Source organism: Burkholderia aenigmatica, assembly GCF_902499175.1.
Lineage (GTDB): Bacteria > Pseudomonadota > Gammaproteobacteria > Burkholderiales > Burkholderiaceae > Burkholderia > Burkholderia aenigmatica.
Genome location: NZ_CABVQC010000006.1, coordinates 1 through 18161, shown reverse-complemented (window position 1 = coordinate 18161; position 18161 = coordinate 1). Strand labels below are relative to the sequence as shown.

The following is an 18161-nucleotide window of genomic DNA, read 5'->3' as shown; positions in this document are numbered from 1 at the left end:
CGTGACGCGTAGAGGTCGCGCCACGCACGTCGACCACTCGTTTCGAGCATGACCTACGCAACGTTGCCGATGAGCTTCAACAACGCCGTGTGGTCGACCGCGAGATCGGCCGAGTTGTCGAAGTGATACAGATAACGCGTCGCAAATGCGTCCGTGGACGCACGGTCCAGCTTGAGCAATTCCCGTGTTCTTGCCACGACTACCGTCGGCGTCAGCTCCAGCTCACCCTCTTGATCCAGCGCTTCGTCCAGCATGACGATCAGTCGGCTGAGCGGCTCCAGCCACTTCATCGAATCGTCGAAGGCCATCACCTGCAGAAAATCGCCGGCCGATTGGTGCCCATGGGTCTTCTCATACTCGCGACGCTCAAGTTCGACCAGTGTCCGGTGCAAATCGAGAAGCGCGGTCCGGATGCGGGCGCAGTGTTCTGCCTGGTGGGAATGTGTTCCAGTATTCATATCGGTTCACCTGTTCAGCCGTGTTCCATTCGGTGACGGCCCGTGCACCGTGTTTCGCAGGCCGCCAGTCACATTACGACGCGTCATCATGGAAGATTGTCTCGACAGATGGCATCGGTTGCCTGTCGTCCATTGAGATCGCACACCGCTCGCGTCCCGGGTACGGAACGGAACGCGCAGATGACAGTATCACGACGACTATCGCCTTTCACGGCCCAAGGCTTCGTGCAGTTCATGACGTTGCGCCAACGACTTCGAAGTGTCAATCGCCAGCGCGAGACGCGGGGCATCGCCGTCGACTTCAGGCGCCGCGCCCCTGCCCCGCCCGCTTCCACGACGCCACATGACATGTCGCGTCGGGCGCTCGCACCGCCCGACGCGCCATGTCTCGAGACGACGGACACGGACTGATGTCTTGCCGCAGCGCTGGTCAGCGCGCCACACGCGACGAATCTCATGCATTCATGCAGCCCGCGCCGCCGCGTTTGCTATGCTGCGCGCATCGCCCGCCCGCGCCGCTCGCCACCCATGACCGCCCTCGCCCCCGACCTCGCCCGCACGCTGTGCGCCTCCTGCGACGCGCGCTTCGGCACGGCCGCCATCTGGCCGCTGGTCGAGCACGCATATCGCGAACCGCAACGCCACTACCACACGCTCGCGCACCTGGCCGAGCTGTTCGCGCATCTCGCGCCGTATCGCGCGGAACCGCTGTGGCCGGCGATCGAACTCGCGGTATGGGCGCACGACTTCGTGTACGCGACGACGCTGCCCGATTACGCGGATAACGAAGCACGCAGCGCGCAATGGCTCGTGCAGGTCACGAACGCCCATTGCAGCGAAGCCTGGTTGCATGCGCACGCTTCGCACGTATCCGTTGCGCACGATCTCGTGCTCGCAACGAAATCGCATCGGCTGCCCGATACGTTCGCATCCACTCTGCAGCTGCAACGCGCCGGGCGGATCTTTCTCGACGCCGATCTCGCGATCCTCGCGGCCGCGCCCGATCGGCTGCGCGAATACGACCGTGCCATCGCACGCGAGTGGGCGCAGGATCCCGATGCGCCGTCGGCAGCATTCCGCACGGGCCGCAGGCAGGCGCTCGAACATCTGCGCGCACAGGTCCCGCTGTTTCAATCGGCGGAATTCGCGCCGCTCACGCCGCTCGCACAGCGCAATCTCGACACGCTGATCGCCGCGTACGCATAAGCGCCGGGCACGCCCGCACGAACGCGCCCGACTGGCCACCATCGGCTCGGCCGAGCCGCCCCGTCACGCCCGGCGACCCACACGCCCGATCGGCACGACCTCTTCCAGCAGCACCCCGCAGCGCCGGGCTCTTGCCTCGTCATTCTTGTACGACATCACACAAAAACCCGGCAGAAGCCTCGATTTCGCCGAGAAGCCGCCGCACGCGCGCCGACCTGGAGAGTAACCCTCCGAACATCATATGATTGCATTCTCACATTTTATGTGATTTTATTGTCACATCTTGCACGCCGCCGCCGACCACGCGCGCGGCGCACCCCATACCAAGGAAGAGACGCAGATGGAGACAATCGCCGTCATCGGCAGCAACATGGTCGACCTCGTGACCTATGTCGCCCGCATGCCCGCCCGGGGCGAAACCCTCGAAGCGCCGAATTTCGAGCTCGGCTGCGGCGGCAAGGGGGCGAACCAGGCCGTCGCGGCCGCGCGCCTCGGCGCGCGCGTCGTGATGGTCACGAAGGTCGGCGACGACGTCTTCGCCGACAACACGATCCGCAACTTCGAGCGCGAGGGCATCGACACCACACACGTGCGCAAGGTCGCCGGCGTGCCGAGCGGCGTCGCGCCGATCTTCGTCGAACCCGATTCGAGCAACAGCATCCTGATCGTCAAGGGCGCGAACCGCCACCTGACGCCGACCGACATCGACGCGGCCGCGCCGCAGCTCGCCGAATGCGCGCTGATCGTGCTGCAGCTCGAGATCGAGCTCGACACCGTCTATCACGCGATCGACTTCGGCGCGCGGCACGGCATCCCGGTGCTGCTGAACCCCGCGCCCGCGGTGGCCGACCTCGATTTCGAGCGGATCCGTCCCGTCGAATTCTTCGTGCCGAACGAAACCGAGCTCGCGATCGTGTCGGGCATGCCGGTCGATTCGCGCGACACCGCGGCGCGCGCCGCCGAAGCGCTGGTCGCGCGCGGGCTGAAGCACGTGCTCGTCACGCTCGGCAGCAACGGTTCGCTGCTGGTATCGCGCGACGGCGTGCGGCACGTGCCGGGCGTACCGGTCGACGCGCGCGACACGACAGGCGCGGGCGATGCGTACATCGGCTGCTTCGCGCGCTGCTACGCCGCGTCGCGCGACGCGGTCGACGCGATGCGCTACGCATCCGCGTACGCCGCGCATTCGGTCACGGGCCTCGGCACGCAGAAGTCGTACGCCGACACCGCGACGTTCGAACGCTTCCTCCGCGACGCCGGCATGTAAACGGCGCCTTCATCGACGAGACAATTGGGAAGGAGACACCCATGGGCCGAGCCAGAATCGAACACACCCCCGACGGCTATTACCTGAACCGCACGCCGCTCTTCGCATTCACGCTGCTGTGCTGCCTGTTCGCGCTGTGGGGCACCGCCGCGAACCTGAACGACGTGTTGATCGCGCAGTTCAAGAAGTCGTTCTTCCTGTCCGATTTCGAATCGGCATTCGTGCAGTCCGCGTTCTACCTGGGCTACTTCTTCCTCGCGATTCCGGCCGCGACCGTCGTGAAGAAGTTCAGCTACAAGACGACGATCCTCGTCGGCCTGCTGCTCTACACGACCGGCTGCCTGCTGTTCTTCCCGGCCGCGTCGATGGCGAAGTACGGGATGTTCCTCGTCGCGCTGTTCGTGATCGCGGCGGGCCTGTCGTTCCTCGAAACCGCGTCGAACTCGTATTCGACGCTGATGGGCCCGCGCGAGACCAGCACGCGGCGGCTGAACATCTCGCAGACGTTCTATCCGTTCGGCGCGATGGCCGGCGTGTACATGGGCAGCTTCCTGATCTTCAAGGAAGGCGACGCGTCGCATGCGCAGCTCGCCGCGATGTCGGCCGCCGAAGCCCACGTGCACCAGCTCGCGATGATCCAGGCCACGCTCGAGCCGTACAAATGGCTGATCGTCGTGCTCGTCGCCGTGTTCATCGTGTTTGCGCTCACACCCTACCCGGCCTGCAAGGGCAACGGCCCCAGCGTGGCCACGCACCGGATCGACGCGCGCGGCACGCTGGCGCGCCTGTTCGGCAACCGGCGCTTCGTCGCGGGGATCGTCGCGCAGTTCCTGTATGTCGGCGCGCAGGTCGGCGTGTGGAGCTTCACGATCCGGCTCGCGATGCAGATCGGCGGCCTCACCGAGCGCGGCGCATCGCACTACCTGCTGGCGACGTTCTTCGCGTTCTTCGTCGGCAAGCTGGTCGCGACGCTCGTGATGAAGCGCGTCGGCCCGGCCAAGGTGCTGATCGTCTACGGCATCCTGTGCATCGTGCTGCTTGCCTACACGATCAGCGTGCACAACATCACCGCCGTCTATGCGGCCGTGGGCGTGAGCGTGTTCCTCGGCCCGTGCTGGCCGACGATCTACGGCCTCACGATCGACGGGCTCGGCAAGGACACCGAGTACGGCGGCTCGATCCTCGTGATGAGCATCGTCGGTGGCGCGGTCGTGCCGCTGATCCAGGGGCTGATCTCCGATCACACGGGCGGCAACATGCAGCTCGCGTTCGTCGTGCCGCTCGCGTGCTTCGTCGTGATCGTCTACTACGGCTTCTACTGCCTGCGCCACCTGCCGGCCGCGACGCCCGACGCGGCCGCCGACGGCAACGCGTCCGCGCGCTACGCCGCCACGCGCAACACGTCGGGAGCGTAAGCATGCGAGGCGAAATCGAACTGCGGCGCGACGACTTCCGCGACACGCCGCGCACGCTGTACCGCACCGACGGCCTGACCGTCACCGCGTTCGCGTATCCGTCCGGCGTCGAGGCGTTGAAGCTCGAGAACCGTCGCGGCCACATCGTCGTGCTGCCATATCTCGGCCAGATGATCTGGGCCGCCGCGTTCGACGGCTGCGACCTGACGATGAAGCACATGTTCCGGCAGCCGAAGCGCGCGGCATCGATCATCGATACCTATGGCTGCTTCATGTTCCACAGCGGGCTGCTGCGCAACGGCTGCCCGGGGCCGGACGACACGCATGCGCTGCACGGCGAGATGCCGTGCGCGCCGATGGATCGCGCGAGCCTGGTCGTCGGCGCGGATGCGCGCGGCGCGTTCGTCGAAGTGACCGGCGAATATGAATATGTGCAGGGTTTCGGCAGCCACTATGTGGCGCGCCCGTCGGTGCGGCTCGCCGAGCACGCCGCGCAGATGACGATCGCGATGGACGTGACGAACCTCGCCGGCACGTCGATGGACCTGATGTACATGGCCCACCTGAACTACGTGTACGTGCCGGGCGGCCGTTTCGTGCAGTCGCAGCCGCGCGGCGGGTTGCGGCTGCGCGACAGCGTGCCCGCGCACGTGAAGCCGACCGCCGCATGGCGCGACTACACGGCCACGCTCGCGCGCGAACCGGAACGGCTTCACACGCTCGATACGCCCGCGTTGTACGACCCGGAGATCGTGTTCTTCATGAACGACGTGGCAACGGATGCAAGCGGCGTCGCGCATTTCCTGCTCGAGCACCCGGACGGCGGCGCCTTCCACACCGCCTACCGCCCCGAGCAATTCCCGCACGCGACGCGCTGGATCCTGCACAACGCGGACCAGCAGGTCGCCGCGTTCGCGCTGCCGTCGACCTGCGAGCCGGAGGGTTATGAAGCCGAACGCCGCAAAGGCCATGTCGCGGCACTCGCGCCGGGCGCGACGCGCCGCTTCGAAGTCGTCACCGGCTACCTGAGCGCGGCGGAAGCACGCAATGCGTGAAGCGATGCGCGGCCGCGCGGCGTCAGGTCACGAGCGCGATCCCATGTTCGCGGATCGTCGTTTCGTAGCGGCGGCTCAGTTGCCCGTCCGAGATCACGTAGTTGAAGTCGGTCAGCTCGGCGAAATAGGCCGCGCGCACTTCGTCGAATTTCGTATGGTCGACGAGCAGGAAGCGGTTCTGCGCGCGCTCCATCACCTTCTTTTTCGCGTCGACTTCGTGGAAGTTGAAGCAGGTCACGCCGCAGCGGTCGCTCACGCCGGCCGCGGAGATGAACGCCTTCGACACGCGCACCGTGTCGAGGATGCCCGTCTCGGCCACCGACTCGAACACCATGTTCTTGCGATGGTACGCACCGCCGCACAGGATCACGCTGCAATGCGGCTTCTGCTGCAGCTTCGCGAATACGTTCAGCGAATTGCAGACCGCGGTGAATTCGAGGTCGTCCGGGATGAAGTCGACGACGAACGGCGTGGTCGAGCCGCAGTCGACGAAGATCGTGTCGCCGGTCGTCACGAACTGCGCAGCCAGCTTGCCGATGCGGCGCTTCTCCTCGGTCTGCCGGTTGTTCTCGGCGCTGACCACGTATTCGCCGATGTCGCTGCGCTGCGCGGCGAAGTGGCGCGTCACATAGCCGCCGATCAGGCTCAAGCCATGCGGATTGTCCGCGAGATCGCGGCGGATCGTCATTTCCGAGACGCCGAACAGCTCGGCGACTTCCCTCAGATGAATCGCGTTCTGCCCTTGCAGCACGTTCATCAGTGTCTTGATCCGTTCGCCCTTCTTCGTTTCCATGCCAGTATCCTGCGTGTCCGTCGCATCCGTCGCTTGTCGTGCCGGGCGCGCGGGCCCGGCCGGAATGTCGTATTTGTAACAAACCGATGTGAAAACATCAACTTTACGTGTGCCCTTCCGGCACACGCTCCGTGGAGTCCTGAAACATGCCGCTTTCCAACGCCCAACTCGCTCAAACCATCGATCACACGCTGCTCGCGCCCGACGCGAGCGACGCGCAGATCCGCGAACTCTGCCGCCAGGCGGCCGAACATCGCTTTTACTCGGTCTGCGTGAATTCGGCGAACGTGCCGCTCGCCGCGCGCGAGCTGGCCGATACCGGCGTGCTCGTGTGCGCGGTGGTGGGTTTTCCGCTCGGCGCCGGGCTGTCGGCCGCGAAGGCATTTGAAGCAACCGCCGCGATCGCGGCAGGCGCCGGCGAGATCGACATGGTGATCAACATCGGCGCGCTGAAGAGCGGCCGCGCCGACGACGTGAAGGCCGATATCGAAGCCGTGCACCGCGCATGCGGCGCGGTGCCGCTCAAGGTGATTCTCGAAACGGGGCTGCTGACCGACGACGAGAAGGTGTGCGTGTGCGAGATGTGCCGCGATCTCGGCGTCGCGTTCGTGAAGACGTCGACCGGGTTCGGCCACGGCGGCGCGACGCTCGCGGATGTCGCGCTGATGCGCCGCACGGTCGGCCCCGTGCTCGGCGTGAAGGCATCGGGCGGCGTACGTGACCGCGCGGCCGCGCTCGCGATGATCGAGGCCGGCGCGACGCGGCTCGGCACGAGCTCGGGGGTGGCGATCGTGACCGATCAAGGTGGCAGCGAGTCGGCGTATTGACGAACGCCTCAAGCCGCCACTACCCGGCACGACGTCACGTCCGGCAGCAACGGCAGCGTGAACATCTCGACGCTGAATACGCGCATCCGGGACACGTCGGATTCCGCACCCCGATGGCTGGATGACGGCTGCAGATCCGTGCTGTCGGGCGGAACCCAGCACGCTCGCCCGAAAGAACACAACCCGCGAAGGCTGTGAAGCCCTCGCGGTTTTTTGCATTCGACAGTACCGGGTCAACCGCAAGCCGGAAGCCTTCGTGCATCGCCGATCGGCTCGCTCTTTCTGACGGACCGCAAGCCCCTCAAGCGGAACGGATGCGCATCGTCTCGCAAGCATCGACGAACGGCCGACGACCCTCCCGCTCCGCTCACCGGTCCGGCACGGCGTCGGAACGGACGCGCCGGTTCTCCACTTCAGCGCGCATCGCTAGCGCACGGGCAGCCGGATGCAGGCGCAGCGCCTCGGCTCGATCCGCATGGGCACGGGCGAGAAGTTGATCGCAATCGACCGGGCCCGTGGCCGGCAAACCCAGGCGCTCATACTGCTCGTCCGGTGCATGGCTGGCGCGCATCAGGTCGCGTGCAAGCGTCGCCATGCGATGCTCGACGGCGTCGTCGAACAGCGGGGGCGCCTGCGCAGGATCCGCGAGAAAATCGAATAGCAGCGTACCGGCACGATACGAGTATCCAATGGGCGGGCTGACGATCTTCATCATGCTCACGCCTTGCGAAAACGGGAACGGCCCCGCCAGCTCGACATCTTGCAGTTCTTCGACGCGGAACATCTCGCGCATGTGCGTGGGCATCAACGTATATTCAAACAGCGGCGCATTTCGGTCCGGATCGGGTCCGGAGCGCATGTACACATAACGCCCGTCCGTCACGTTGACATGTTCGCCATGCATGCCGAATAGTGCCGCTTCCCGGACCGGAAGATCCTCGTCGATGGTTTTCCCGAGCGCCACGCCCTGCATGCGCGGTGTCGCCTGCAAGCCGAAGAAATCGAGGAGCGTCGGTGCGATGTCGATCATCTGCACGAGAGACTGGCGCCGAACGCCCGCACGACCGGAGCGGGGGTCCCAGATGAACAGCGGCGTATGCGCAAGCTCGTCGAACCAGGGTTGCGCCGTCTTGGCCCACCAGCCGTGTTCTCCCAGCATGTATCCATGGTCCGTACACACGATGAGCATGGTGTCCCGCCACAGATTCAGTTCGTCCATCAGGTCGAGAACCCGGCCCAGCGAGTGATCGCACATGGAAACGAGCGCGGCATATTCAGCTCGTGCATGCCGGATGTCCTCGTCGGTCTCGTTGTCGGAAACAGGACCGTATGGCGGCCAGTCGAAATGCGCGTCCGTATTCTTTCGCGGATAAAGATCGCGATACTTCGGATAACTGGTGAATGGTTCATGGGGATCGAAAGTCTCGATCTGAAGCAACCACGACTCCGCATCGTGATTTTCCCGGATGAACGCCTCGCCTGCGTCGAAAGTCAGCGTTTTCGGATCGAGATCTTCGGTCGGGTAGTACTGGCGGTTGACGAAGTCCTGCCGCGCGGCCTTTTCGTTCAGCGCCCCCTTGAGCCGCGTCGGCATCGGCGGCCGCCGGATTTGCCCCTTCCACGGGTCGCCCTCCTGCCCGCGGAAGAACTCCCAGCTGCTGTACCGCGTATGATAGGTCGCGCCGCCATCTTCCCAGTAGTGCGGATGATCGCTGGCCAGATGGGTATGGATGCCCTTGCGTCGAAGCATGTCCGGCATCGAATCGTCGAACGGTTCGAGCGGCCCCCAGCTTCGATGCAGGAAGTTGTAGCGCCCGGTATGCAATTCCCTGCGGGCAGGAATACACGCCATGCTGCCGACATAGCAATTGTCGAACGTCGCACTCCGCTCGGCGAGTCGCTGGAAAACCGGCACAATGCCGCTCATGCGCCCAGACAACGCCTTTGTTTACCCGTCCGCCGGCCCCATCGGCCGCTTCGCCAACCGGCTCGTCGCGAACCGCCCTCTGCTGCGCACACGTCGCGCGCTGCTGTCGCGCCTGCCGTTCCTGCAGCTCGCGAGCGAGGTCGAGAACGTCGTGTACTGCACGTGGCTCGTCGATGTCGCCGCAGTCGCCCACCTCGTGCCGCGCGGCGTTACGCTCGCGAGCCGCGACGGCCGCACGCCGTTCACGATCCTCACCTATGCACACCGTCATTTCGGCCCGCGTATCGCGGGCCCGCTGCGACGCGTGTTCCCGTCGCCGCTGCAAAGCAACTGGCGGCTTTACGTCGATGCGCTGCCGGGCGGCAGGCCGGCCGATCGGACGGTGCTGTTCGTGAAGAACGTGTTCGATCATCCGCTCTATGCGCTCGGCAGCCGGCTCTTCAGCGACGCGCTGCCGTCGCATCTCGCCGAATGCTTCACGCATGCCGTGCAGGATGGACGGTACCGAACGCGGTTGTCCGGCGGCAGAGGAAGCGCGCCCGATTTCCACTGCTCGGCGGCCCGGTCGGACGACTACACGCTACCCGCGGCGTTTGCACCGTTCTTCGAAAGCTGGCGCGACGCCATCGCTTACCTGTCGCTGCAGCACGCGGCCGTCGCGCATGTCGCGGACTGCGACGGCCTGGCCCATGCGTCGATCGACCTGCCGATCGACATCGATGCCGTCCGGCCGCTGAAGCCGGTCGAACCGGTCGGCGGCGGCGAGTTCCTCGCGCGCATCGGCGCGACCGGCGAACCGCTGTGCTTCGTCGTCCCCGATGTCGCATTCAAGGTGTTGTCGGAACGGGTGTTGTAGCGCCCTGCTCAACCCGTGCGCGACGCGTGCGCGGGTTCGCTCCCGTCGCCCTCGTCCGCGAGCCGCCCCACGTAATCCCGCACGAACTGTGCGGCGATCCGCCCCGACCGTGCACCGCGTTCCAGCGCCCACTGCAGCGCCGGTTCGCGCGCCGCATGGATCTGCGCGCCATCGAACCCGGCCTCGCCGAGCCGGCTTTCGACGACGGCCAGATAATCGTCCTGCGTGAACCCGTAGAACGTCACCCAGATCCCGAAGCGCTCCGACAACGAAATCCGCTCCTCGACCGCATCGCCCGGATGCAGCTCGCCGTTCTCCGCACGCGACACGTTCGCGTTGTCGCTCGCCTGCTCGGGCATCAGGTGGCGGCGATTGGACGTCGCGTACACCAGCACGTTCGACAGGTCGCTCGCGACCGAGCCGTCGAGCACCGTCTTCAGTTCCTTGTAACCGGTCTCGCCCGCCTCGAACGACAGGTCGTCGCAGAACACGATGTACCGTTCAGGCCGCGCACGCACCAGCTCGACGATCGCCGGCAGATCGCCCAGCCGTTCCTTGCCGACCTCGATCAGCCGCAGCCCGTGCGGCGCAAACGCATGCAGGCACGCCTTCACGATCGACGACTTGCCGGTGCCGCGCGCGCCGGTCAGCAGCACGTGATTCGCTGCGAACCCGCGCACGAACTGCCGCGTGTTCCGTTCGACGATCGCCACCTGACGGTCGACGTTGCGCAGCGCATCGAACGCGATAAGTGCGGGTGCCGCAACCGGCTCGAGCGGCGCTGTCCGCGTCCCGCCATCGAAACCGCGCCAGCGGAACGCGACCGCCGCGTCGAAATCGACGGGCGCCGCCGGCTGGCCAGTGCCCGCCAGCGCTTCGAGCGCGGCGGCGATCCGTTCGAGCTGATGCGCGAGCCCCGGGCCGTCGACGGCGGCGCGAGCGTCCGGCAGCGCGGCCATCAGGTTCTGCATGTCGCGATCGCCGCTCATTGCCGCACTCCTTGCGATGCGCTCGCCTGAAACGGAAACCGCTGCGCGATCGCCACGCCGACGAGCGCCACGCCGCCGCCGATCAGGTGATACAGCCGCAGCGATTCGCCGAGCAGCACGATCGCGCCGCCGGCCGTCATCACCGGCAGCAGGTTCATGAACATCGCGCAGCGGCTCGGTCCGAGCAGCCGCACGCCCTGCATCCACAGATACGGCAGCACCACCGACGCCAGCACGCCGGCATACAGGATCAACGGCACGCTCGCGCGCGTCGGCCATGCCGCCTGCGCGGGCAAACGCAGCAGCATCGGCACCATGAACACGAGCGCGGCGAGCGCCTGCACGTAGGTCGACTGCCACGCCGGCAGCGCACCGATGCGCCAGCGCTTGAGCAGCACGCCGTACAGCGCATACGCGGCCGACGCGGCCAGCATCAGCAGGTCGCCCGCATGCACGCCGCGTGCGGCGATCGTCGTCGGATGCCCCTCGGCAATCAGGTAGACGACGCCCGCGAGCGACAGCACCCCGCCGCCGACCATGCCGGCGCTAGGCGGATCGCCGAGCAGCAGCGAGCTGAGCGCCATCGTCATCAGCGGCACGAGCGCCGTGATGATCGCCATGTTGGTCGCGCTCGTCGTTTTCGCGGCCTCGTAGGACAGGCTCTGGAACAGCGCCATCGCGAGAAAGCCGAGCACCGCGAGCTGCGGCAGGTGTGCGACGAGCGCCGCGCGATTGCGCCACGCGGGTCGCAACGTGAACGCGCTCATCAGCGCGACGGCGAGCAGCAGCCGGTAGAACGTGATTGCCGACGGGTCGATCGTTGACGCCGACAGCTTGGACACGACCACGTTGCCGGCCCACAGCGCGATCGCGCAGAAAGGAAACAGAAATGGAGACTTGTTCATCGCATTTGACGGATTAATATCGTGACAGGGGTCTGGCGTGGATCGGAACGCCATCGTGCCCGTCCGCCCAACTGCCTGTCTCACGCCAAAATGTCACGACTTGTCGCCAATCGGACACTCGAGTCCACCGCGCCCGGCGCACACCTGCGCTACGAATCGACGCCGATGCCCGTATCGGCGATGGCGGCGGCGTACCCGCACGGCACGTCGATCCCGACGCACAGCCATCGCCGCGCGCAACTGCTCTATGCGATCGAGGGCGTGATGCACGTGCAGTCCGAAGGCGCGTCGTGGGTCGTGCCGCCGACGCGCGGCGTGTGGCTCGAAGCCGGGCTCGACCACACGGTGCAGATGAGCGGCGACGTGCAGATGCGCACCGTGTTCGTCGAGCCGGGCGCGGTCGAGCACCTGCCCGCGCGGAGCTGCGTCGTGGAAGTACACCCGCTGTTGCGCGAGCTGATCCTCGCCGCGGTCGACGTGCCGCTCGACTATGCGCCGGGCTCCCGCCACGATCACCTGATGCACCTGCTGCTTGCCGAGGTGACGGTCGCGCCGCTGCTGCCGCTGTACCTGCCGTGGCCGCACGACGCGCGCCTGCGGACGATCTGCGACACGCTCGTCGCCGCGCCCGACGACACGCGCACGATCGCAGAATGGGGCGACCTGCTCGGCCTGTCGGTCCGTACGCTGCATCGCGCGTTCCAGCGCGAGACGGGGCTCAGCTTCCGCCGCTGGCGCGAACAGGCGCGGCTGCTGCTCGCGCTCAAGCGTCTCGCGCACGGCGAGAAGGTGCTGACCGTCGCGATGGATCACGGCTACAACAGCCAGAGCGCGTTTTCCGCGATGTTCAAGCGGCACTTCGGCGTGTCGCCGTCGGCGTTTTACACGTAGCGCGTGGTCGTGCGTGCCGCGCGTGTCATGCGCAGCACGGGCGCCGTGAGCGATAGAATCGCGCTCATGAACCCAATCAGCCCGCACCGTTTGCAAGCGTCGCCGCACGAATCCCGTACCGTGAATACGCTCACGTGGGAACACGCGCCGATCACCGATATCTGCGCCGTCCAGGCCAACTACGGCCATCTGCTCGTGTTGACGACGGACGGCTCGCTGCACGGCGTCGATCTCGATACGGGATGCCACTCGATGCTGTGTTCGGTGTCGTTACCGCCGCTCCCGCCTCCTACGGGTCACACCGCGTTCGGCGCGCCCGCTTATCGCCTGCACGCTTCGCCTGACGGCCAGCACGCGGCGATCGTGACCGACTACGGGCGGCACGGCCTCGTCTTGGACGTCACCACCGGCACACCGACGATGCAACTCGACGGCGGCGACTACTACTCGCATACCGTCCCGTTCAGCGCATGCTTCCTGCGCCATCGCGATCGCACGATCTTCGTGCACCGCACCGCCTGGAACCGGCTCGACGCGGCCGACCCGGCCACCGGCGCATCGCTGACCGCGCGCGACATCGCGCCGTACGCCAGCAACGACCGGCCCGCGCATTACCTCGACTACTTCCACGGCCGGCTCGTGCCGAGCCCCGACGGCAGCCGGCTGTTCGATGACGGATGGGTCTGGCATCCCGTTTCGATCCCGCGTGCATGGTCCGTCGCCGCGTGGCTCGACGACAACCCCTTCGAAAGCGAAGACGGCGCATCGGTGGTCAGCCTGACCCAGCGCGACGATTGGGATACGCCCGCGTGCTGGATCGACAACCGGCATATCGCGTACTGGGGGCTCGCCGACTGGGACGAAGATGAATTCGCCGAAACCGGGCAAGACGCCGGCGTGCGCATCCTGGATGCGACCGACGCCCTGCAGTCGCACGACCGGCGCATCCCGATGGCGACCGAACCCGACCGGATCGGCGCCCTGTTCAGCGATGGCGCATCGCTGTACGTCGCGACGCCGGGCGGAACGACGATCTGGAGCCTGGCGTCGGGTGCGTCGCTCGGGGCACTTCCGGGCTTCGTCGCTCGTCGGCACGATCCGGTACGCGGTTCGCTGATCGCATGCGATGCCGGCACGATCGCCGAGTACCGGTTGCCCCTGCAGGCCGCGCGCACCGCATGACGCACACCGTTACCGCGCCGCAATCCCCACGATGAAGAACACGCACGCGGCTGCCGATGCCACCGTGCGCACGTGATTCCACATCGTCCAGTCGTGCACGTAGCGCGTCCACAGCGCCGCGCCGTGCGCGGTCGACGGATCGGCCGCGGCAAGCGCATCGTTGAGCGGCACGTTGACGGCCATCGTCACCGCGAACATGCCGAACACGTACAGCACGCCGCCCGCGACCACCGCCATCGCGCCCGGCTGGTCGCGATCGAGCAGCGCAAGCACGACGAGTGCAAGCGCCATCAGCGTCGTGACGAGGAACAGCGGCATGAACGGCGAACGCACGATATCGACGTTGATCGCGTTCATCGCGGCCACGCCGGCATGCGGCGCGATCCGTCCGAGCGACGTCATCACGAACGTCGAGAACGCGAAATACACGCCGGCCATCAGCCCGCAGCCGATGGCCGAACCCCACAGCAATGCGGCGGTTGCGAACGCGATCATGATCGTGCGCTCCACACGCCGGTCGCGGCCGCCGCGCGCGCATAGTCGGCGAAATCGCGTGCCGGCCGCCCGAGCGTCTCTTCGATGCCGTGCGTCACCGCGCTGTTGCGCCCGTCGAGCACCACGCCGAACAGATCGTCGAGCAACGCGACGACCGGCTCCGGCACGCCGACCTCGCGCAATCCGGCAACGAACGCAACCGCCGGAATCTCGCGATAGACGACCGGCCGGCCAGCGGCCAGCGCGATTTCGCCGACAGCTTCGGCAAACGTCAGCGCGCGCGGGCCCGTGACCTCGATCACGCGGTTCGCGACGCGCGCATCGGTGAGTGCGGCTACCGCGACGTCCGCGATGTCGTCCGCATCGACGAACGGCTCGCGCACCGCACCGGCCGGCAATGCGACTTCGCCGGCCAGCACGCCGTCGATCAGGTAGCCCTCGGAGAAGTTCTGATTGAACCAGCTCGCGCGCACCACGCCCCAGCCCACGCCCGACGCCTGTAACGCGGCCTCGGCGGCCTGCGCGCGGGGCTCGCCGCGCCCGGACAGCAGCACCACGCGCTCGACGCCGCTTTCCCGTGCCAGCCGCGCGAATGCGGCGATTGCTTCCACCGCGCCTTCAACGGCCAGGTCGGGCTGGTAAGTCACGTATGCGGCCGACACGCCGTCGAGTGCGGCAGGCCACGTCGCGGGCGCCGTCCAGTCGAAGCGGACGGCCGACGTACGCGACACGGGCCGGGTCGCGATGCCGCGCGCGCGCAGCCGTGCATCGACGCGGGCGCCCGTCTTGCCCGAACCGCCGACGATGAGGGTGGGAAGTGCCGACATGTGCGTCTCCTTCAGTCTCGATCAAAAATACGATAATTTCTCGTGTTTCAAAAACACGATAGACTCTCGCATTTGAAAGATCAAGTTTTTCCGGAGGCGGCATGGGGCGACAGAAATCGGGGCGGAATGACGAGCCCGAAGCGGCAGCCGACGCGCCGGTGCGCGCGCGGCTCGTGCCGACGCAGCAGCGCAGCCGCGAGCGGTTCGAGCGCATCCTCGCGTGCGCGTCGGAAGTGATGATCGAGAAAGGCTGCGACGCGTTCCGGATGAGCGACATCGTCGAACGCACGGGCATCTCGTTCGGTTCGCTGTACCAGTATTTTCCGGACAAGACAGCCGTGATCGGCACGCTCGCGGAGCGCTACAACGAGGCCGGGCACGATTGCGTGCGGCGCGATCTGGCTGCGATGAAGACGCTCGACGATCTGCACGACACGCTGTGCCGCATTACCGACAGCTACTACCGGATGTTCGTCGACGAGCCGCTGATGCGCGACATCTGGCGAGCCACGCAGGCCGACCGCGCGCTGCAGGCACTCGATCGCGAGGACGGCGAGTTCCTGGCCGGGTTGTTTGCTGATGCGTTGGGAGAAGTGGCGCCCGGCTCCCCCCATGCGCAACGGAGCGCATTCGCCGAGCTGATGATGATCCAGATCGCGGCGGCCGTGCGGCATGCGATCACGCTGCCGCCGAAGGCGGCACGACAGATCCTCGCGATGTTCAAGCGTGCGCTGCCGCGGGATCTGTCGGTACTCGACGCATAGTCGCGCCGTTCAATGCGTGCGGCCGCCCGCAGGCGGCCGCACGAAGTGGAAAGGCTTGCCGCTTACTTGCTGTAGTCGTACACGCCACGCCCCGTCTTGCGCCCGAGGCGCCCCGCCGTCACCATCTCGCGCAACAGCGGGCACGCGCGATACTTCGGATCCCCAAAGTCCTTCACGAACACGTCCATCACCGCGAGGCACACGTCGAGGCCGACGAGATCCGCCAGCGCGAGCGGCCCGATCGGATGGTTCGCACCCAGCTTCATCCCCGCATCGATCTCCTCCGCCGACGCGATCCCTTCAGCCAGCACGAAGAACGCCTCGTTGATCATCGGCACGAGGATCCGGTTCACGACGAAGCCCGGCGAATTGCGCACGCCAATCGGCGACTTGTCGAAACGCTCGGTCAGCGTGCGCACCGCCGACGCGGTCGCGTCGCTCGTCTGCAGCCCGCGGATGATCTCGACGAGCGGCATCAGCGGTACCGGGTTGAAGAAGTGCATGCCGACGAAGCGCGCCGGATCGGCGAGCGGTGCCGCGAGCGCAGTGATCGAGATCGACGACGTGTTGGTCGCGATGATCGCTTCGGGACGCGCAACGGCCTCGATCTGCTTCAGGATGCGGCCCTTCAGCTCGACGTTCTCGGTCGCGGCTTCGATCACGATATCGGCCGACGCGAGCTTCGCGTAGTCGGTCGACGTCGTGATGCGCGCCAGCGCCGCATCGCGCGTGGCTGCGTCGAGCTTGTCCTTCGACACGAGCCGCTCGAGGCTGCCCTTCAGCGTCGCGATGCCCTTCTCGAGGGCGGCGTCGCTGACGTCGATCATCACGACATTGAGTCCCGCAACGGCGGCGGTCTGCGCAATGCCGTTACCCATGGTTCCGGCGCCCACGACGCCGACAATTTCGATGGCCATGAAATTTCCTGTGTGTTCGGGTGCTGAGCGTTCGATTATCAGATGTTCTCGAAGATCGCCGCAATCCCCTGGCCGCCGCCGATACACATCGTCACGAGCGCGTAACGCCCGCCGATGCGCTTCAGTTCGTACAGCGCCTTGACCGTGATCAGCGCACCGGTCGCGCCGATCGGGTGACCGAGCGAGATGCCCGAGCCGTTCGGGTTGACCTTCGCGGGATCGAGGCCGAGTTCCTGCGTGACCGCGCACGCCTGGGCAGCGAACGCCTCGTTCGCCTCGATCACGTCGAGATCGGTGATCTTCAGGCCCGCGCGTTCGAGCGCCTTCTGCGTCGCCGGCACGGGGCCGATGCCCATGTACGCCGGATCGACACCCGCGTGCGCATACGCGACGAGGCGTGCGAGCGGCTTCACGCCCTGAGCGCGCGCGGCGTCCGCGCTCATCATCAGCACGGCTGCGGCCGCATCGTTGATGCCCGATGCGTTGCCGGCCGTCACGGTGCCGTTCTCCTTCTTGAACACCGGGCGCAGCTTCGTGAAATCGTCCTCGCTCGCGTCGTGACGCACGTGCTCGTCGGTGTCGAACGCAACCTCGCCCTTCTTCGTGCGGATCGAGATCGGCAGGATCTGATCCTTGAAGCGCCCTTCCGCAATCGCGCGCGCCGCGCGACGATGCGACTCGAGCGCCAGCGCATCCTGCGCGTCGCGCGAGATGCCGTACTTCGCCGCGACGTTCTCGGCCGTCACACCCATGTGGATCGTCTGGAACGGGTCATGCAGCGCGCCGAGCATCATGTCGACGAGCTTGCCGTCGCCCATGCGCTGGCCGAAGCGCGCAGCCGGCACGGTGTACGGTGCGCGGCTCATGTTCTCCGAGCCGCCGCCGATCGCGACGTCGGCGTCGCCGAGCATGATCGTCTGCGCGGCCGACACGATCGCCTGCAGGCCCGAACCGCACAGGCGGTTCACTGTCAGCGCGGGCGTGTGCTGCGCGACGCCGCCGTCGATCGCCGCGACGCGCGCGATATACATGTCCTTCGGCTCGGTGTTCACGACGTGGCCGAACACGACATGCCCGACCGCATCGCCCGGCACGTTCGCGCGCGACAGCACTTCGCGCACGACCTTCGCGCCGAGATCGGTCGGCGAGAAATCCTTCAGGCTGCCACCGAAATCACCGATCGCGGTACGGACACCGCTCACCACCACGACTTCTTTCGCTGCATTGCTCATCGTCTCACTCCGGTTCGTTCGCGCCCGCAGGCGCGGGGATACGTTGCGTTACATGTTCGGGTAATTCGGTCCGCCACTGCCTTCCGGCGTGACCCACACGATGTTCTGCGTCGGGTCCTTGATGTCGCAGGTCTTGCAGTGCACGCAGTTCTGCG

At 66.5% G+C, this 18161-nt stretch carries 19 protein-coding genes; 9 read left to right on the top strand and 10 right to left on the bottom strand.

Annotated features, from left to right (window positions below):
* Positions 1-53: 53 nt before the first annotated feature.
* A complete protein-coding gene (locus BDO18943_RS06115) occupies positions 54-458 on the bottom strand; it encodes a hypothetical protein (protein ID WP_175021648.1) in 405 nt (134 codons plus the stop codon).
* A gap of 528 nt (positions 459-986) precedes the next feature.
* On the opposite strand from BDO18943_RS06115, the gene BDO18943_RS06110 reads away from it, so the two are divergent.
* From BDO18943_RS06110 to BDO18943_RS06095, 4 genes are all read left to right on the top strand, one after another.
* Positions 987-1664: a hypothetical protein gene (locus BDO18943_RS06110; protein WP_175021647.1), complete on the top strand. Its 678-nt coding sequence runs from the start codon at positions 987-989 to the stop codon at positions 1662-1664.
* Positions 1665-2004: 340 nt separating this feature from the next.
* Positions 2005-2931: a ribokinase gene (rbsK, locus tag BDO18943_RS06105; RefSeq protein WP_175021646.1), complete on the top strand. Its 927-nt coding sequence runs from the start codon at positions 2005-2007 to the stop codon at positions 2929-2931.
* A gap of 41 nt (positions 2932-2972) precedes the next feature.
* Positions 2973-4346, top strand: a complete 1374-nt coding sequence (gene fucP, locus BDO18943_RS06100) for an L-fucose:H+ symporter permease (protein ID WP_043188594.1) — start codon at positions 2973-2975, stop codon at positions 4344-4346.
* Between the two features lie 2 nt (positions 4347-4348).
* A complete protein-coding gene (locus BDO18943_RS06095) occupies positions 4349-5401 on the top strand; it encodes an aldose 1-epimerase family protein (protein ID WP_175021645.1) in 1053 nt (350 codons plus the stop codon).
* 22 nt (positions 5402-5423) lie between these two features.
* On the opposite strand, the gene deoR is transcribed toward BDO18943_RS06095, so the two are convergent.
* On the bottom strand, positions 5424-6194 hold the full coding sequence (gene deoR, locus BDO18943_RS06090; RefSeq protein ID WP_043188597.1) for a DNA-binding transcriptional repressor DeoR: 771 nt from the start codon (positions 6192-6194) through the stop codon (positions 5424-5426).
* Positions 6195-6340: 146 nt separating this feature from the next.
* On the opposite strand from deoR, the gene deoC reads away from it, so the two are divergent.
* The gene (deoC, locus tag BDO18943_RS06085) at positions 6341-7021 is read left to right on the top strand and encodes a deoxyribose-phosphate aldolase (RefSeq protein WP_175021644.1); all 681 of its coding nucleotides are present in this window, start codon (positions 6341-6343) and stop codon (positions 7019-7021) included.
* Positions 7022-7388: 367 nt separating this feature from the next.
* On the opposite strand, the gene BDO18943_RS06080 is transcribed toward deoC, so the two are convergent.
* The gene (locus tag BDO18943_RS06080) at positions 7389-8948 is read right to left on the bottom strand and encodes a sulfatase (protein ID WP_235995850.1); all 1560 of its coding nucleotides are present in this window, start codon (positions 8946-8948) and stop codon (positions 7389-7391) included.
* Here BDO18943_RS06080 and BDO18943_RS06075 point away from each other — a divergent pair.
* Positions 8938-9804, top strand: coding sequence for a DUF2071 domain-containing protein (locus BDO18943_RS06075; RefSeq protein ID WP_175021643.1), 867 nt, complete (start codon positions 8938-8940; stop codon positions 9802-9804). The two genes, BDO18943_RS06080 and BDO18943_RS06075, sit on opposite strands and share 11 nt — an antisense overlap.
* Positions 9805-9812: 8 nt before the next feature.
* On the opposite strand, the gene BDO18943_RS06070 is transcribed toward BDO18943_RS06075, so the two are convergent.
* Together BDO18943_RS06070 and BDO18943_RS06065 are read right to left on the bottom strand one after the other, a co-directional pair.
* The gene (locus tag BDO18943_RS06070) at positions 9813-10763 is read right to left on the bottom strand and encodes an ATP-binding protein (protein ID WP_407649792.1); all 951 of its coding nucleotides are present in this window, start codon (positions 10761-10763) and stop codon (positions 9813-9815) included.
* Between the two features lie 26 nt (positions 10764-10789).
* Positions 10790-11698, bottom strand: coding sequence for a DMT family transporter (locus BDO18943_RS06065; RefSeq protein ID WP_175021641.1), 909 nt, complete (start codon positions 11696-11698; stop codon positions 10790-10792).
* Positions 11699-11788: 90 nt separating this feature from the next.
* Here BDO18943_RS06065 and BDO18943_RS06060 point away from each other — a divergent pair, with 90 nt between their 5' ends.
* Both BDO18943_RS06060 and BDO18943_RS06055 read left to right on the top strand, forming a co-directional pair.
* Positions 11789-12589, top strand: a complete 801-nt coding sequence (locus BDO18943_RS06060) for an AraC family transcriptional regulator (RefSeq protein WP_175021640.1) — start codon at positions 11789-11791, stop codon at positions 12587-12589.
* Between the two features lie 120 nt (positions 12590-12709).
* Positions 12710-13771, top strand: coding sequence for a hypothetical protein (locus BDO18943_RS06055; protein ID WP_175021639.1), 1062 nt, complete (start codon positions 12710-12712; stop codon positions 13769-13771).
* Positions 13772-13780: 9 nt separating this feature from the next.
* Here the strand turns inward: BDO18943_RS06055 and BDO18943_RS06050 are convergent, their stop codons facing one another.
* Together BDO18943_RS06050 and BDO18943_RS06045 are read right to left on the bottom strand one after the other, a co-directional pair.
* Positions 13781-14266, bottom strand: coding sequence for an anthrone oxygenase family protein (locus BDO18943_RS06050; RefSeq protein WP_174957446.1), 486 nt, complete (start codon positions 14264-14266; stop codon positions 13781-13783).
* A complete protein-coding gene (locus BDO18943_RS06045) occupies positions 14263-15093 on the bottom strand; it encodes a Rossmann-fold NAD(P)-binding domain-containing protein (RefSeq protein WP_175021638.1) in 831 nt (276 codons plus the stop codon). The genes BDO18943_RS06050 and BDO18943_RS06045 overlap by 4 nt, the downstream gene beginning before the upstream one ends.
* Positions 15094-15194: 101 nt before the next feature.
* Here BDO18943_RS06045 and BDO18943_RS06040 point away from each other — a divergent pair, with 101 nt between their 5' ends.
* Positions 15195-15857 (top strand): TetR family transcriptional regulator, encoded by a 663-nt coding sequence (locus tag BDO18943_RS06040; RefSeq protein WP_175021637.1) that lies wholly within the window; start codon positions 15195-15197, stop codon positions 15855-15857.
* Between the two features lie 62 nt (positions 15858-15919).
* Here the strand turns inward: BDO18943_RS06040 and BDO18943_RS06035 are convergent, their stop codons facing one another.
* From BDO18943_RS06035 to BDO18943_RS06025, 3 genes are all read right to left on the bottom strand, one after another.
* Positions 15920-16774 (bottom strand): 3-hydroxybutyryl-CoA dehydrogenase, encoded by an 855-nt coding sequence (locus tag BDO18943_RS06035; RefSeq protein WP_175021636.1) that lies wholly within the window; start codon positions 16772-16774, stop codon positions 15920-15922.
* A gap of 38 nt (positions 16775-16812) precedes the next feature.
* Entirely contained in the window at positions 16813-18006 is a 1194-nt protein-coding gene (gene bktB, locus BDO18943_RS06030; RefSeq protein WP_175021635.1) for a beta-ketothiolase BktB, read from the bottom strand.
* Between the two features lie 48 nt (positions 18007-18054).
* A partial coding sequence (locus tag BDO18943_RS06025; protein ID WP_174985278.1) for a 4Fe-4S dicluster domain-containing protein occupies positions 18055-18161 on the bottom strand: 107 nt, incomplete at its 5' end.

Excerpts from the sequence above, each read along its gene's own strand:
- BDO18943_RS06115 (WP_175021648.1), bottom strand. The coding sequence starts at position 458 with ATGAATACTGGAACACATTCCCACCAGGCAGAACACTGCGCCCGCATC.
- BDO18943_RS06110 (WP_175021647.1), top strand. The coding sequence starts at position 987 with ATGACCGCCCTCGCCCCCGACCTCGCCCGCACGCTGTGCGCCTCCTGC.
- rbsK (WP_175021646.1), top strand. The coding sequence starts at position 2,005 with ATGGAGACAATCGCCGTCATCGGCAGCAACATGGTCGACCTCGTGACC.
- fucP (WP_043188594.1), top strand. The coding sequence starts at position 2,973 with ATGGGCCGAGCCAGAATCGAACACACCCCCGACGGCTATTACCTGAAC.
- BDO18943_RS06095 (WP_175021645.1), top strand. The coding sequence starts at position 4,349 with ATGCGAGGCGAAATCGAACTGCGGCGCGACGACTTCCGCGACACGCCG.
- deoR (WP_043188597.1), bottom strand. The coding sequence starts at position 6,194 with ATGGAAACGAAGAAGGGCGAACGGATCAAGACACTGATGAACGTGCTG.
- deoC (WP_175021644.1), top strand. The coding sequence starts at position 6,341 with ATGCCGCTTTCCAACGCCCAACTCGCTCAAACCATCGATCACACGCTG.
- BDO18943_RS06075 (WP_175021643.1), top strand. The coding sequence starts at position 8,938 with ATGCCGCTCATGCGCCCAGACAACGCCTTTGTTTACCCGTCCGCCGGC.
- BDO18943_RS06080 (WP_235995850.1), bottom strand. The coding sequence starts at position 8,948 with ATGAGCGGCATTGTGCCGGTTTTCCAGCGACTCGCCGAGCGGAGTGCG.
- BDO18943_RS06070 (WP_407649792.1), bottom strand. The coding sequence starts at position 10,763 with ATGGCCGCGCTGCCGGACGCTCGCGCCGCCGTCGACGGCCCGGGGCTC.
- BDO18943_RS06065 (WP_175021641.1), bottom strand. The coding sequence starts at position 11,698 with ATGAACAAGTCTCCATTTCTGTTTCCTTTCTGCGCGATCGCGCTGTGG.
- BDO18943_RS06060 (WP_175021640.1), top strand. The coding sequence starts at position 11,789 with ATGTCACGACTTGTCGCCAATCGGACACTCGAGTCCACCGCGCCCGGC.
- BDO18943_RS06050 (WP_174957446.1), bottom strand. The coding sequence starts at position 14,266 with ATGATCGCGTTCGCAACCGCCGCATTGCTGTGGGGTTCGGCCATCGGC.
- BDO18943_RS06045 (WP_175021638.1), bottom strand. The coding sequence starts at position 15,093 with ATGTCGGCACTTCCCACCCTCATCGTCGGCGGTTCGGGCAAGACGGGC.
- BDO18943_RS06040 (WP_175021637.1), top strand. The coding sequence starts at position 15,195 with ATGGGGCGACAGAAATCGGGGCGGAATGACGAGCCCGAAGCGGCAGCC.
- BDO18943_RS06035 (WP_175021636.1), bottom strand. The coding sequence starts at position 16,774 with ATGGCCATCGAAATTGTCGGCGTCGTGGGCGCCGGAACCATGGGTAAC.
- bktB (WP_175021635.1), bottom strand. The coding sequence starts at position 18,006 with ATGAGCAATGCAGCGAAAGAAGTCGTGGTGGTGAGCGGTGTCCGTACC.